At 62.6% G+C, this 14030-nt stretch carries 12 protein-coding genes; all 12 read left to right on the forward strand.

Going from position 1 to position 14030, the window contains the following annotated elements:
- The first annotated feature begins 71 nt into the window (after positions 1–71).
- Positions 72–737 carry a hypothetical protein gene (locus AC0GNR_RS07165; protein ID WP_472900278.1) on the forward strand — a complete coding sequence of 222 codons (666 nt, stop codon included), beginning with the start codon at positions 72–74 and terminating at the stop codon, positions 735–737.
- Between the two features lie 70 nt (positions 738–807).
- Complete coding sequence (locus AC0GNR_RS07170) at positions 808–1515, forward strand: REP-associated tyrosine transposase (protein WP_472900279.1); 708 nt, start codon at positions 808–810, stop codon at positions 1513–1515.
- Positions 1516–1703: 188 nt separating this feature from the next.
- Positions 1704–6434 (forward strand): glutamate synthase-related protein, encoded by a 4731-nt coding sequence (locus tag AC0GNR_RS07175; protein WP_472900280.1) that lies wholly within the window; start codon positions 1704–1706, stop codon positions 6432–6434.
- A gap of 33 nt (positions 6435–6467) precedes the next feature.
- Positions 6468–7934: a glutamate synthase subunit beta gene (locus AC0GNR_RS07180; RefSeq protein WP_472900281.1), complete on the forward strand. Its 1467-nt coding sequence runs from the start codon at positions 6468–6470 to the stop codon at positions 7932–7934.
- Between the two features lie 217 nt (positions 7935–8151).
- Positions 8152–8967 carry an ABC transporter ATP-binding protein gene (locus tag AC0GNR_RS07185; RefSeq protein ID WP_472900282.1) on the forward strand — a complete coding sequence of 272 codons (816 nt, stop codon included), beginning with the start codon at positions 8152–8154 and terminating at the stop codon, positions 8965–8967.
- Positions 8964–9743, forward strand: a complete 780-nt coding sequence (gene mlaE / locus AC0GNR_RS07190; protein WP_472900283.1) for a lipid asymmetry maintenance ABC transporter permease subunit MlaE — start codon at positions 8964–8966, stop codon at positions 9741–9743. The genes AC0GNR_RS07185 and mlaE overlap by 4 nt, the downstream gene beginning before the upstream one ends.
- An 18-nt stretch (positions 9744–9761) precedes the next feature.
- Entirely contained in the window at positions 9762–10241 is a 480-nt protein-coding gene (gene mlaD / locus AC0GNR_RS07195; protein WP_472900284.1) for an outer membrane lipid asymmetry maintenance protein MlaD, read from the forward strand.
- Between the two features lie 91 nt (positions 10242–10332).
- Positions 10333–11076 (forward strand): MlaA family lipoprotein, encoded by a 744-nt coding sequence (locus tag AC0GNR_RS07200; RefSeq protein WP_472900285.1) that lies wholly within the window; start codon positions 10333–10335, stop codon positions 11074–11076.
- Positions 11077–11185: 109 nt separating this feature from the next.
- Positions 11186–11812, forward strand: a complete 627-nt coding sequence (locus AC0GNR_RS07205; RefSeq protein ID WP_472900286.1) for an MlaC/ttg2D family ABC transporter substrate-binding protein — start codon at positions 11186–11188, stop codon at positions 11810–11812.
- A 32-nt stretch (positions 11813–11844) separates the two neighbouring features.
- The gene (locus AC0GNR_RS07210; protein ID WP_472900287.1) at positions 11845–12117 is read left to right on the forward strand and encodes an STAS domain-containing protein; all 273 of its coding nucleotides are present in this window, start codon (positions 11845–11847) and stop codon (positions 12115–12117) included.
- Positions 12118–12289: 172 nt separating this feature from the next.
- Entirely contained in the window at positions 12290–13237 is a 948-nt protein-coding gene (locus tag AC0GNR_RS07215) for an ABC transporter ATP-binding protein (RefSeq protein WP_472900288.1), read from the forward strand.
- Positions 13234–13989 carry an ABC transporter permease gene (locus AC0GNR_RS07220; protein WP_472900289.1) on the forward strand — a complete coding sequence of 252 codons (756 nt, stop codon included), beginning with the start codon at positions 13234–13236 and terminating at the stop codon, positions 13987–13989. Before AC0GNR_RS07215 ends, AC0GNR_RS07220 begins: the two co-directional genes overlap by 4 nt.
- The last annotated feature ends 41 nt before the right edge of the window (positions 13990–14030 follow it).

Below are 14030 nucleotides of genomic sequence, written 5' to 3' on the forward strand. Positions count from 1 at the left end.
AACTTTGACCCATATTCATCCACGGGATTGCTCCGAAGAGGGCGGCCCAATGTGCCGACAGGGAATTTCACATGAGCTTTTTGAACCAGCTCAAGCAACAAGCGCAGACGCTGCAAACGCGGCAGGGCGATGAGCTTCAGCATCTGGACTCCAACACCGACGCCACCGAGGCTGCGTGCAAGACGGTGTGGCACTACTTCATGGAACTGCCGCGCCAGCTCAATGTGATCGAGCCCGCAGCGGTCAGCCTGAGCCTGGACGGCAAAGCACCTTGGCCAGCCATGAAGCAGACCGATTTCCGGTTTGACGCGCGCAAAAAAACGCTGCGAGGCAAAGAGGTGTTTGACTATCTGGCGTTGGGCTGGCGCCTTGAGCCTGCTGAAACAGCGGCGGTGCTGGCGCCCGGCCTGCCGAGAGGCCGCGTGAGCGTCAACTTTCCGCCCGATCTGGAGCGGGTAGAGCGCCGATTGCGGGCCGGGCAGGTGCGCCACGACCGCCAAGAGCTGCGCCACCCAGAAACCAACCGCCTGCAGTCGATCGTGTTTGAGCACGACATGGCCGCCCGCGCCAGCGTGCGTGTGACGCCCGACCACGACAACGGCAGTTTTGATATTCGCCTGGCCGCGGTGGGAGGGCTCGAAATTGCCACCACCCGTTACACCGTGGCTCAGCTGAACACCGCAGCGCTGGACGAACTGGCCAAGCTCATCGTCGGGCAGACCAGCCGGTTCATCTAACGTCACCGCAAGTGGTGGCGGCCATGGATAATGGGGGTCAGACCCCAAACCCACCGACCACAGCGAGTTCATGGCCCGACTTCCCCGACTGACCGTTCCCGGCTACCCGCACCACGTGATCCAGCGGGGCAACAACCGCCAGCCCGTTGTGGCCAGCGACCAGGACCGCGAAACCCTGCTGGATCTGCTGGCTGAAAACGCGGTGAAGCACCAGGTGGCGCTGCACGCCTATGTGATCATGGACAACCACTTTCACCTGTTGCTGACACCTGAAACCGAGGACGGTGTACCGCAGATGATGCAGGCGGTGGGGCGGCGTTACGTGCGGTACTTCAACGATTTGCACCACCGCAGCGGCACGCTGTGGGAAGGGCGCTACAAATCCACGCTGATCCAGTCAGAGCCGTATCTGCTCGCCTGCATGGCCTACATCGACTTGAACCCGGTGCGCGCTGGCATGGTGGCGCAGCCCCAGGACTTCGCCTGGTCAAGCCACCGACACTACATTGGGTTGGCTCAAGACCGTCGCCTCACACCCCATGCGCTGTACTGGGGCTTGGGCAACACGCCCTTTGCACGCGAGGCGGCATACGCCGAAATGGTGCGCGCCGGCCTGAGCGCGTCACAAGAAGCGCGCATGACCGGCGCCGCGCTGCATGGCTGGGCGCTGGGGGATGCGGGTTTTGTTGCTGAACTGCAAAAAAAAACCGACCGTCGGGTGAGCGAAAGCCGTCCTGGCCGACCTATTTCTCGTTCGGGCTCTTCGGGTGAAATTTAAAAAAATCTTTATAAATCAGGTAGTTTTTGGCCATATTTGATCCGTCCCTAATTTAAAATTGGTTGGATATTTTATCTTTAAATTGGAATCTGACCCCAATTATTTGCCTTGGCATTTTTGTTGCATTGCACTAAGCTCTACATCCCGCGAATTTTGTTTTCATGCCCTCGAACCGTAAAGGAAGCGCCATGACCACGGCAGCCGAACAGCAGCAACTCCAGCAACAAGGTCTGTACGACCCGGCCAACGAGCACGACGCCTGCGGCGTGGGCTTTGTGGCGCACATTAAGGGCCACAAAAGCCATGCCATCGTTCAGCAGGGTCTGAAGATTCTGGAAAACCTGGACCACCGGGGTGCCGTGGGTGCCGACAAGCTCATGGGCGACGGCGCTGGTTTGCTGATTCAGCTGCCCGATGCGCTGTACCGCGAAGAAATGGCGGCGCAAGGTGTCACGCTGCCACCTGCCGGCGAATACGGCGTGGGCATGATCTTCATGCCCAAAGAGCACGCCAGCCGCCTGGCTTGCGAACAGGAGATGGAACGCGCCGTGGCCGCCGAAGGCCAGGTGCTGCTGGGCTGGCGCGATGTGCCGGTGAATCTGGACATGCCCATGTCGCCCACGGTGCGCGAAAAAGAGCCGGTGATTCGCCAGGTGTTTATTGGCCGTGGCAACGACGTGATCGTGCAGGACGCGCTGGAGCGCAAGCTGTACGTGATCCGCAAGACGGCCAGCGCCAACATCCAGGCGCTCAAGCTCACGCACAGCAAAGAGTATTACGTGGTCAGCATGAGCAGCCGCACGGTGGTCTACAAGGGCCTGCTGCTGGCCGACCAGGTGGGCACCTATTTCAAGGATCTGGAAGACGAGCGTTGCGTGTCGGCCCTGGGTCTGGTGCACCAGCGTTTCTCCACCAATACCTTCCCCGAATGGCCTCTGGCCCACCCTTACCGCTATGTGGCGCACAACGGTGAGATCAACACCGTCAAGGGCAACTACAACTGGATGAAAGCACGCGAGGGCGTGATGTCGTCCCCGGTGCTGGGTGCCGACCTGAAGAAGCTCTACCCCATCAGCTTCGCCAGCCAGTCCGACACGGCCACGTTTGACAATTGCCTGGAACTGCTGACCATGGCCGGCTACCCGCTGGCGCAAGCGGTGATGATGATGATTCCCGAGCCATGGGAACAGCACACCACGATGGACGAGCGCCGCAAGGCCTTTTACGAATACCACGCCGCCATGATGGAGCCATGGGACGGCCCGGCTTCGATCGTGTTCACCGACGGCCGCCAGATTGGCGCCACGCTGGACCGCAACGGCCTGCGCCCTTCGCGCTACTGCATCACCGACGACGACTTCGTGATCATGGGTTCCGAGTCGGGCGTGCTGCCCGTGCCGGAAAACAAAATCGTGCGCAAGTGGCGCCTGCAGCCCGGCAAGATGTTCCTGATTGATCTGGAGCAGGGCCGCATGATCGACGACGAGGAGCTCAAGGCCAACCTCGTCAACAGCAAGCCTTACAAGCAGTGGATCGACAACCTGCGCATTCGCTTGGACGACGTGGAGGGCCCGACCACGGCCGAGCCGCTGCCGTGCGATGTGCAGCTGCTGGACCGCCAGCAGGCCTTTGGCACCACGCAGGAAGACATCAAGTTTCTGCTGGCGCCGATGGCAGCCGCTGGCGAAGAAGCCCTGGGTTCCATGGGCAACGACAGCCCGCTGGCCGTGCTGTCTGACAAAAACAAGCCGCTGTACAACTACTTCAAGCAGTTGTTTGCGCAGGTGACGAACCCGCCCATCGACCCGATCCGCGAAGCGATCGTGATGTCGCTGGTGTCGTTCATCGGCCCCAAGCCCAACCTGCTCGACATCAACCAGGTGAACCCGCCGATGCGCCTGGAAGTGAGCCAGCCGGTGCTCGACTTCGCCGATATGGCCAAGCTGCGAAACATCGACGAGGTGACGCAGGGCAAGTTCCGCAGCGCCACGCTGGACATTACCTACCCCGCCGCCTGGGGGCGTGAAGGCGTGGAAGCCAAGCTGGCCTCGCTGTGTGCGTCGGCCGTGGACGCCATCAAGGGTGGCAAAAACATCCTGATCATCAGCGACCGTGCGGTCAGCGCCACCCAGATCGCCATCCCCGCGCTGCTGGCCTTGTCAGCCATTCACCAGCACCTGGTGTTGGAAGGCCTGCGCACCAACGCAGGCCTGGTGGTGGAAACCGGCACCGCCCGCGAAGTGCACCACTTTGCGGTGCTGGCCGGCTACGGCGCTGAAGCCGTGCACCCCTACCTGGCCATGGAAGCGCTGGCGGCCATGCACAAAGACCTGCCGGGCGACCTGAGCGCCGAAAAGGCCATTTACAACTATGTGAAGGCGATCGGCAAGGGCCTGTCCAAGATCATGTCCAAAATGGGCGTGAGCACCTACATGAGCTACTGCGGTGCCCAGTTGTTTGAGGCCATTGGCCTCAACAGCGACACGGTGAACAAGTACTTCACCGGCACCGCCAGCCGCGTGGGTGGCATCGGCGTGTTTGAAATTGCCGAAGAAGCCATCCGCATGCACAAGGCCGCTTTTGGCGACGACCCGGTGCTGGAAACCATGCTGGATGCTGGCGGTGAATACGCCTGGCGCGCCCGTGGCGAAGAGCACATGTGGACGCCCGACGCCATTGCCAAACTGCAGCACAGCACGCGCGCCAACAACTGGACCACCTACAAGGAATACGCCCAGATCATCAACGACCAGAGCAAGCGCCACATGACGCTGCGCGGTCTGTTCGAGTTCAAGATCGACCCGAGCAAAGCCATTTCCATTGACGAAGTCGAGCCGGCCAAGGAAATCGTCAAGCGCTTCGCCACCGGTGCGATGTCACTGGGTTCCATTTCCACCGAGGCGCACGCCACGCTGGCTGTAGCCATGAACCGCATTGGCGGCAAGAGCAACACCGGTGAAGGCGGCGAAGACGCGCTGCGCTACCGCAACGAGCTCAAGGGCATTCCGATCAAGCAGGGTCAGACCATGTCCGATCTGCTGGGCAAGGACGTGTTTGAGGTGGACTACACGCTGCAAGACGGCGACTCGATGCGCTCGAAGATCAAGCAGGTGGCGTCGGGCCGTTTCGGTGTCACCGCCGAATACCTGAACAGCGCCGACCAGATCCAGATCAAGATGGCGCAGGGCGCCAAGCCAGGCGAGGGCGGACAACTCCCCGGTGGCAAGGTGAGCGACTACATCGGCAAGCTGCGCCACAGCGTGCCGGGCGTGGGCCTCATTTCGCCGCCGCCGCACCACGACATTTATTCCATCGAAGACCTGGCGCAGCTGATCCACGACCTGAAAAACGTGGCACCGCACAGCGACATCAGCGTCAAGCTGGTGTCTGAAATTGGTGTGGGCACCATTGCCGCGGGCGTGGCCAAGTGCAAGGCCGACCATGTGGTCATTGCCGGCCACGACGGTGGCACGGGCGCATCGCCCTGGTCGTCGATCAAGCACGCGGGCAGCCCATGGGAAATTGGCCTGGCCGAAACCCAGCAAACGCTGGTGCTCAACCGCCTGCGCAGCCGCATCCGCGTGCAAGCCGATGGTCAGATGAAAACCGGCCGCGACGTGGTGATTGGCGCGCTGCTGGGTGCCGACGAGTTTGGCTTTGCCACCGCACCGCTGGTGGTCGAAGGCTGCATCATGATGCGCAAGTGCCACCTGAACACCTGCCCGGTGGGCGTGGCCACGCAAGACCCGGCGCTGCGCAAGAAATTCAGCGGCAAGCCCGAACACGTCGTCAACTACTTCTTTTTCATCGCCGAAGAAGCGCGCCAGATCATGGCGCAGCTGGGTATTCGCAAGTTTGACGACCTGATTGGACGCGCCGACCTGCTCGACACCAAGCAAGGCATCGAGCACTGGAAAGCGCGTGGCCTGGACTTCAGCCGCCTGCTGGCCATGCCTGCTGTGCCCGCCGATGTGCCGCGTTTCCACACCGAAACGCAAGAACACGGACTGGAAAAATCGCTCGACAACATCCTGATCGCCAAGTCGCGTCCTGCCATCGACAAGGGCGAGCGCGTGCAGTTCATCGAGGTGGCGCGCAACGTCAACCGCTCCGTGGGCGCGATGCTCTCGGGCGCGGTGACCCAGGTGCACCCGGAAGGCCTGCCCGACGACACCATCCGTATCCAGCTCGAAGGCACGGGTGGCCAGTCGTTTGGTGCGTTCCTTACGCGCGGCATCACGCTGTACCTGATTGGTGACGCCAACGACTACACCGGCAAAGGCCTCTCAGGCGGTCGCGTTGTGGTGCGCCCCAGCATCGATTTCCGGGGTGAAGCGTCGCGCAACATCATCGTGGGCAACACCGTCATGTACGGCGCCACCACCGGTGAAGCGTTCTTCAGCGGCGTGGCCGGTGAACGTTTTGCGGTGCGCCTGTCGGGCGCCACCGCGGTGGTGGAAGGCACGGGCGACCACGGTTGTGAATACATGACCGGCGGCACCGTGGCGGTGCTGGGCAAGACCGGGCGCAACTTCGCGGCCGGCATGAGCGGCGGCGTGGCGTACGTTTATGACGAAGACGGCCAGTTTGCCAAGCGCTGCAACACCGCCATGGTCAGCATGGACAAGGTGCTGAGCACTGCCGAACAAGAAGCCACCACGGACCGCGCCATCTGGCACCGTGACCAGACCGACGAAGCGCAGCTGAAAAAGCTGCTGGAAGACCACAACCGCTGGACCGGCAGCAAGCGCGCGCGCGAGTTGCTGGACACCTGGGCCGAGTCGCGCGGCAAGTTCGTGAAGGTGTTCCCCAACGAATACAAGCGCGCCCTGGGCGAGATCAATGCCCGCAAATCAGCCGCTGCGGCCACCACCAAAGCACAGGACACGGCCAAGCAGGTTTCTGCTGCCGCCAAGTAAGCCTGGAACGCACGCACACGAAGGACACACATCATGGGAAAAGTCACCGGCTTCATGGAATTTGAGCGCCTGGAAGAGGGCTACAAGCCCGTACCAGAGCGCCTGAAGCACTACAAAGAGTTTGTGGTCGGCCTCACCGCCGACCAGGCCAAGGTCCAGGCCGCGCGCTGCATGGACTGCGGCACGCCGTTTTGCAACAACGGCTGCCCGGTCAACAACATCATTCCGGACTTCAACGACCTGGTGTTCCAGGGCGACTGGAAAAACGCCATCACGGTGCTGCACAGCACCAACAACTTCCCCGAGTTCACCGGCCGCATCTGCCCCGCGCCCTGCGAGGCGGCTTGCACGTTGAACGTGAACGACGACGCCGTGGGTATCAAGTCCATCGAGCACGCCATCATCGACCGCGCCTGGGCTGAGGGCTGGGTGGTGCCGCAGGTGCCCAAGCACAAGACCGGCAAAAAGGTTGCTGTGGTGGGCTCCGGCCCGGCCGGCATGGCCGCTGCCCAGCAGCTGGCGCGGGTCGGTCACGACGTGACCCTGTTCGAGAAGAACGACCGCGTCGGTGGTTTGCTGCGCTACGGCATCCCCGACTTCAAGATGGAAAAGACGCACATCGACCGCCGCGTGGCGCAGATGCAAGCCGAAGGCGTGGTGTTTCGTACCGGCGTGATGGTGGGTTCGCTGCCCAAAGACAGCAAGGTGACCAACTGGGCCAAGGAAACCATCAGCCCCGAACAGCTGCAGCAAGACTTTGACGCCGTGTTGCTCACCGGCGGCTCGGAGCAGAGCCGCGACCTGCCGGTGCCCGGCCGCGACCTGGACGGCATCCACTTCGCCATGGAGTTCCTGCCGCAGCAAAACAAGGTCAACGCGGGCGACAAGCTAAAAGGCCAGTTGCGCGCCGACGGCAAACACGTGATCGTGATCGGCGGCGGCGACACCGGAAGCGACTGCGTGGGCACCAGCAACCGCCATGGCGCCGTCAGCGTGACCCAGTTTGAGGTGATGCCGCAGCCGCCCGAAGAAGAAAACAAGCCGCTGGTGTGGCCTTACTGGCCGCTCAAGCTGCGAACCAGCTCGAGCCACGAAGAGGGCTGCACCCGCGAGTTTGCCGTGTCCACCAAGGCTTTCAAAGGCGAAAAAGGCAAGGTCACCGGCCTCACGACCGTGCATGTCGAGATGAAGGACGGCAAACTGGTGGAAATTCCCGGCACCGAAAAAGACTACAAAGCCGACCTGGTCTTGCTGGCCATGGGCTTTGTGAACCCGGTGCCCACCGTGCTCGACGCTTTCGGCGTGGACAAAGATGCCCGCGGCAACGCCAAAGCCACCACCGACTTCACCGGTGGCTACGCCACCAACGTGCCCAAGGTGTTTGCAGCCGGTGACATGCGCCGGGGCCAATCGTTGGTGGTCTGGGCGATCCGCGAAGGCCGACAGGCCGCGCGCTCGGTGGATGAGTTCCTGATGGGATTTTCCGACCTGCCACGTTAACGGGACGCCCCCGCAGCGCTGCGCGCGACCCCCTCCTGGGGCGATGCGCGTGGCCAGGCGGAGCCGGAGCCACCGCACCTGGGCCTGGGCATGTCGCTCCGACGCGAACCATCGTCGGCTCGACTGAGCCTGTTTCGCGATGCCTTGGTTGGGCTGTCCTGTTGCCCCACCTAGGATTTACCCTCATGCGACAATCGCGGGTTATATGAGCGGCCCCATGAGCGAAACCCCTTTCATTGAAATTGACCATGTCACGTTCGGCTACGACAGCCGGCGCACGATCCTCAGCGACATCTCGCTGAATTTCGCGCGCGGCAAGGTCACGGCGGTGCTGGGTGGCTCGGGTTGTGGCAAGACCACGCTGTTGCGCCTGATCGGCGGCGTGCATGCCCCCAACAGCGGGCGTGTGGTGTTCGACGGCGAAGTCATCGACACCCGCAACAAAGCCCAGCTCTTTCGCCTGCGCCGCCGCCTGGGCATGCTGTTTCAGTTTGGTGCGCTGTTCACCGACCTCTCGGTCTTCGACAACGTGGCCTTTCCGCTGCGCGAGATGACCGACTTGCCCGAGTCGCTGATCCGCGACATCGTGCTCATGAAGCTCAACGCTGTGGGCCTGCGCGGCGCTGCGGGGCTGCGCATCAGCGAAGTCTCTGGCGGTATGGCGCGGCGCATTGCGCTGGCCCGCGCCATTGCGCTCGACCCCGAGCTCATCATGTACGACGAGCCCTTCGCTGGGCTCGACCTGGTGTCCATGGGGGTGGCGGCCAAGCTGATTCGCACGCTCACCGATGTGACCGGCGCGACCACGCTGCTGATTTCACACGACGTGCCGCAGTGCATGGCCATCAGCGACTGGGTGGTGCTCATGGCCACCGGCGGGCGCATTGTGGCCCAGGGCACGCCGGCTGAGCTGATGGCCAGCGACGAGCCCGAGGTGCGGCAGTTCGTGCGCGGCGAGCCCGACGGCCCGGTGAAATTCCATTACCCGGCCCCGCCCGTGGCGGTCGACTTCGGCCTGGAGGCCTCACGATGAACCTGCTGCAGCAGCTGGGCCGCCGCGCCCTGGATGTGTTGGCGGCCTGGGGTCACGGCGCCTTGTTTTTTTGGGAGCTGATCATGGCCGTGCCGGCCGGGCTCGCCCGGTTTGGTCTGGTGGTCACGCAGATCCATGCCATCGGCAACCGCTCGCTCGTCATCATTTTGGCCTCGGGCCTGGCGGTGGGCTTTGTGTTGGCTTTGCAGCTCTACAACACGCTCACCAATTTTGGTGCCGCCGAGTCGCTGGGCCTGGTGGTCAATTTGTCGCTGGTGCGTGAACTTGGCCCGGTCGTCACCGCCTTGCTGTTTGCCGGCCGTGCCGGCACCTCGCTGACCGCCGAAATTGGCCTGATGAAAGCCGGTGAACAAATTGCCGCCATGGAGCTGATGGCCATTGACCCGCGCAAGCGCGTGCTGGCGCCGCGCTTCATCGCAGGCGTGATTGCCATGCCGCTGCTGGCGGCGCTGTTTTCCGCCATCGGCATTCTGGGCGCCTGGGTGGTGGCGGTGGGCCTCATCGGGATCGATGCGGGCAACTTCTGGTCGATCCAGCAAAACGGTGTGGATGTGTGGCGTGATGTGGGCAACGGTGTGGTGAAGAGCGCCGTGTTTGGCGTCATTTGTACCGCCGTGGCGCTGTACCAGGGCTACGAGACCGAAGCCACGCCCGAAGGCGTGGCCTACGCCACCACGCGCACCGTTGTGACCGCTTCATTGGGCGTGCTGGCGATGGACTTCATCCTCACCGCCCTGATGTTCTCGACCCCCTGATCACTGAGCAGCTTACGTATGAACAAAAGAAGTATCGAAATCCTTGTGGGCCTGTTTGTCGTGCTGGGCGCGGCGGGTCTGCTCTTTCTGGCGCTCAAGGCGGCCAACCTGGGCAGCTTCACCAACGGGGGCGAAACCTACACGGTGCAGGCGCGTTTTGACAACATTGGTGGCCTGAAAGCCCGGGCGCCGGTGCGCTCGGCGGGCGTCAATGTGGGCCGCGTCACCAGTGTCACGCTGGACGCCCAGACCTTCCAGGGCCTGGTGACCATGGAGGTCAACCAGGGTTTCCTGTTTCCCAAGGATTCTTCGGCCAAAATCCTCACCGCGGGCTTGCTGGGTGACCAGTACATTGGCATTGAGCCCGGCGGTGACGAACGCAACCTCGCCCCAGGGGACGTGATCACACAGACCCAGTCGGCCATGGTGCTCGAAAACCTGATTGGGCAGTTCCTGTTCAATAAGGCGGCGGACAGTGGGACGGGCAGCGCCAACTAGGCTGGCACCGAGCGGTTTCCGAGGGCCGCTCGTGGCCAAGTGGGTTCGCTCGCATCAACAACTAAGGGCGCAAAGCCCAGGGGGTTTCATCATGTCGACGCAATCGATCCTGGGTCGTTGCATGGGGGGCGCGGTGGTGATCGCGCTCATGGCTGGCTGCGCCAGTGGCCCCAACGCCAATCCGCAAGATCCGCTGGAGCCGTTCAACCGGGACGTCTCTGCGTTCAACGAATCGGTGGATTCAATGGTGCTCAAGCCTGTGGCCACGGTGTACCGCGATGTGACGCCCGATCTGGTGCGCACCGGTGTGAGCAATTTTTTCTCTAACCTGGGTGACGTCTGGTCGTTCATCAACGCTTCTCTGCAGCTGCGCCCGCGTGAGGCGAGCGAGAACTTCCTGCGTTTTGGTGTCAACACGGCTTTCGGGCTGGGTGGCGTGCTGGACATTGCTTCCGAAATGGGCATTGAGCGCACCCGCCTGGATTTTGGTCAGACACTTGGCCGCTGGGGCGTGCCCTCAGGTCCTTACCTCGTCTTGCCCATCTTCGGCCCGTCTTCTTTCCGCGATGCGGCAGGGTTCAGCGTCGAAGCCCGTGGCGACCTGATTCAAGGCGTGGACAGTGTGTCCACGCGCAATGCGCTGACGGTGCTGAGGGCGGTCGAAACACGGGCCAACCTGCTGCGCGCCACCTCCATGCTTGAAGGGGCCGCGCTGGACAAGTACAGCTTTACGCGTGACGTGTACCTGCGCCGGCGCCAAAGCCAGATTGAAGACTTGATTGATTTGGGTATTGGTGTGCGCAACGGCACGGAAGATACAGAAAACAGCAAATGAAACACCTCTGCGGTGGAACCGGGGCCCTTGGGGTCTGCTCCAATGTGCAGCGCTGCATGCTCTCGCGTGCAGCGGATAGAAGAGGGCCCATGGCCCGGAAAGGCAAATCATGTTGAATCGACGTACCTGGCTGGGCGGATGGATGGTCTCAGTGGCGGCCCTGCTGGCACTGCCCGTGCATGCGACCGAGGAAGCCCCAGACGCGCTGGTCAAGCGCATTTCGGGCGAAGTGATGACCGCTGTGAAAGCCGACCCTGCGATCCAGGCCGGTGATGTGAACCGCATCATCACGCTGGTCGACACCAAAATCATGCCCAGCGTCAATTTCGCCCGCATGACCTCGTCTGCCGTGGGCCGCTACTGGCGCCAGGCCACGCCTGAACAGCAAAAGCAGTTACAGGACGAGTTCAAAACCCTGCTGGTGCGCACCTATGCGGGTGCGCTGGGCGAAGTCAAAGACCAGACGGTCAGCTTCCGCCCCCTGCGGGCGCGTCCTGAAGACACCGACGTGGTGGTTCGCTCTGAAGTGCGCGGCCGGGGTGAACCGATCCAGCTCGATTACAGGCTGGAGAAAACCGCCAACGGCTGGAAAATTTACGACCTGAATGTGTTGGGCGTTTGGCTGGTGGAAACCTACCGCACCCAGTTTGCGCAGGAAATCAGTGCCAAAGGCATTGACGGTCTGATCGCCACGCTGGCGCAGCGCAACAAGAGCAACACCGCCAAGGCTGGTTGATGTCGGCCCCGTTGCCCCCTGCAGCGGCGCCCGTGGCCGTATCCGCACTGCCTGAGCAACTGACCATGCACGTGGCGGCTCAGGTGCTGGACCAGCTGGGCCAGACGCTGGCGAAGCAGCCCGCACAGACCGTGGTGCTGGATGCGCAGGCTTTGCGTGTTTTTGATTCGTCGGCGGTGGCTGTCTTGCTCGAACTGCGGCGCCAGCTGGCTGCCCGTGGTAAGACCCTTCAGCTCAGCCACACGCCCACCCGGCTGCAGCAGCTGGTGACGCTGTACGGCGTTGGCGAGTTGCTGCCAGCCTGAACCCTTGGGCGCCTGTCGGACGGGGGTCGCTGGTCGCGAACATCCGCCGCCCTCAGATGTCTTGTGCGTCCAACGAAGCCAGCGCCGCCCCCGGGGCTTAAAATCACGGGTTCACTTGCCGGCTCCAGATGTCCTGCGTTCCGCAGGTGTCTTTCGGGGTGCCGCCTCCAACATGCCCGCAGTCTCTTTCCAACACGTTTCCAAAATATTTCCCTCGCCGCGCGGCGACCTGCACGCCCTCAAAGACGTGTCGTTTGACGTGATGCCTGGCGAGTTCTTTGGTTTGCTGGGGCCCAACGGCGCTGGCAAGACCACCCTCATCAGCATCCTGGCGGGCCTCACCCGCGCCAGCAGCGGACGGGTGCTGGTGCACGGCAAAGACGTGCAGGCGGATTACCAGGCCGCCCGCCGCCAGCTCGGCGTGGTGCCGCAAGAGCTGGTGTTCGACCCCTTTTTCAACGTCCGCGAAGCGCTCCGGTTTCAGTCGGGCTACTTCGGTATCCGCCACAACGACGCCTGGATCAACGAACTGCTGGACGGCCTCGGTCTGGCCGACAAGGCAGGCTCCAACATGCGCCAGCTCTCGGGCGGCATGAAGCGCCGTGTGCTGATTGCGCAGGCGCTGGTGCACAAGCCGCCCGTGATCGTGCTGGATGAACCTACCGCCGGCGTAGACGTGGAGCTGCGCCAGACGCTGTGGCAGTTCATTTCGGACTTGAACAAACGCCTGGGCAGTACCGTGCTGCTGACCACGCACTACCTAGAAGAGGCTGAAGCACTGTGTGGGCGCATTGCCATGCTCAAGCAGGGCCAAGTGGTGGCGCTGGAATCCACTTCGGCGCTGCTGTCGCGTGCTGCGTCCAATGTGTTGCGATTCAAAACCGATGCCACCCTGCCGCCCGAGCTCGCCGCGCAGGCCCGCATCACCGGGCGGGTGGTGCAGCTGCCGGCCAACGATGCACATGCGGTCGAGCGCGTGCTGGCCCGGCTGCGCGAGTTGGGTGTGGTGCCTGAAGACATCGAGATTCGCAAGGCCGACCTGGAGGACGTGTTCCTGGACCTGACCGGCACCCACCCCCGGCCGGCCACGCCCGCACCCCAGAGCGAGGTGGCAGCATGAGCGGTTGGCAAGCGCTGTTTTACAAGGAAATTTTGCGTTTCTGGAAGGTGGGGTTTCAGACCGTCGCCGCGCCGGTCATCACCGCCATCCTGTACCTCATGATCTTCGGCCACGTGCTGGAGGGCCGGGTGCAGGTGTACGACACGGTGGGCTACACCGCCTTTTTGTTGCCGGGTCTGGTGATGATGAGCGTGCTGCAAAACGCCTTTGCCAACAGCTCTTCGTCCATGGTGCAGAGCAAGGTCATGGGTAACCTGGTGTTTTTGTTGCTCACCCCGCTGTCACACCGCGCCTGGTTCGTGGCCTATGTGGGCTCGTCGGTGGTGCGGGGCCTCGCGGTGGGTTCGGGCGTCATGCTGGCAACCTGGTGGTTTGCCCAGCCGTCCATGGTGGCGCCGCTGTGGATTGTGGTGTTTGCCGTGATGGGTGCTGCGCTGCTGGGTGCGCTGGGCCTGATCGCGGGCCTGTGGGCCGAAAAATTCGACCAGATGGCCGCGTTTCAAAACTTCATCATCATGCCCATGACGTTTTTGTCCGGCGTGTTCTACTCCATCCATTCTTTGCCCGACTTCTGGCAAAAAGTCAGCCATCTCAACCCGTTTTTCTACATGATTGATGGCTTTCGCTACGGCTTTTTTGGTGTGAGCGATGTGTCGCCCTGGCTCAGTCTGGGCATTGTGGGCGCGGCGCTGACCGTGGTGAGTGCCCTGGCGCTTCACCTGCTGCGCATTGGCTACAAAATCCGGCACTGAGGGCAGCCCTCAGCCCGCCGTCTCCCGACCTCTTTTTCGTT

The organism is Hydrogenophaga sp. LT287 (assembly GCF_055702805.1).

Excerpts from the sequence above, each read along its gene's own strand:
- AC0GNR_RS07165 (WP_472900278.1), top strand. The coding sequence starts at position 72 with ATGAGCTTTTTGAACCAGCTCAAGCAACAAGCGCAGACGCTGCAAACG.
- AC0GNR_RS07170 (WP_472900279.1), top strand. The coding sequence starts at position 808 with ATGGCCCGACTTCCCCGACTGACCGTTCCCGGCTACCCGCACCACGTG.
- AC0GNR_RS07175 (WP_472900280.1), top strand. The coding sequence starts at position 1,704 with ATGACCACGGCAGCCGAACAGCAGCAACTCCAGCAACAAGGTCTGTAC.
- AC0GNR_RS07180 (WP_472900281.1), top strand. The coding sequence starts at position 6,468 with ATGGGAAAAGTCACCGGCTTCATGGAATTTGAGCGCCTGGAAGAGGGC.
- AC0GNR_RS07185 (WP_472900282.1), top strand. The coding sequence starts at position 8,152 with ATGAGCGAAACCCCTTTCATTGAAATTGACCATGTCACGTTCGGCTAC.
- mlaE (WP_472900283.1), top strand. The coding sequence starts at position 8,964 with ATGAACCTGCTGCAGCAGCTGGGCCGCCGCGCCCTGGATGTGTTGGCG.
- mlaD (WP_472900284.1), top strand. The coding sequence starts at position 9,762 with ATGAACAAAAGAAGTATCGAAATCCTTGTGGGCCTGTTTGTCGTGCTG.
- AC0GNR_RS07200 (WP_472900285.1), top strand. The coding sequence starts at position 10,333 with ATGTCGACGCAATCGATCCTGGGTCGTTGCATGGGGGGCGCGGTGGTG.
- AC0GNR_RS07205 (WP_472900286.1), top strand. The coding sequence starts at position 11,186 with ATGTTGAATCGACGTACCTGGCTGGGCGGATGGATGGTCTCAGTGGCG.
- AC0GNR_RS07215 (WP_472900288.1), top strand. The coding sequence starts at position 12,290 with ATGCCCGCAGTCTCTTTCCAACACGTTTCCAAAATATTTCCCTCGCCG.
- AC0GNR_RS07220 (WP_472900289.1), top strand. The coding sequence starts at position 13,234 with ATGAGCGGTTGGCAAGCGCTGTTTTACAAGGAAATTTTGCGTTTCTGG.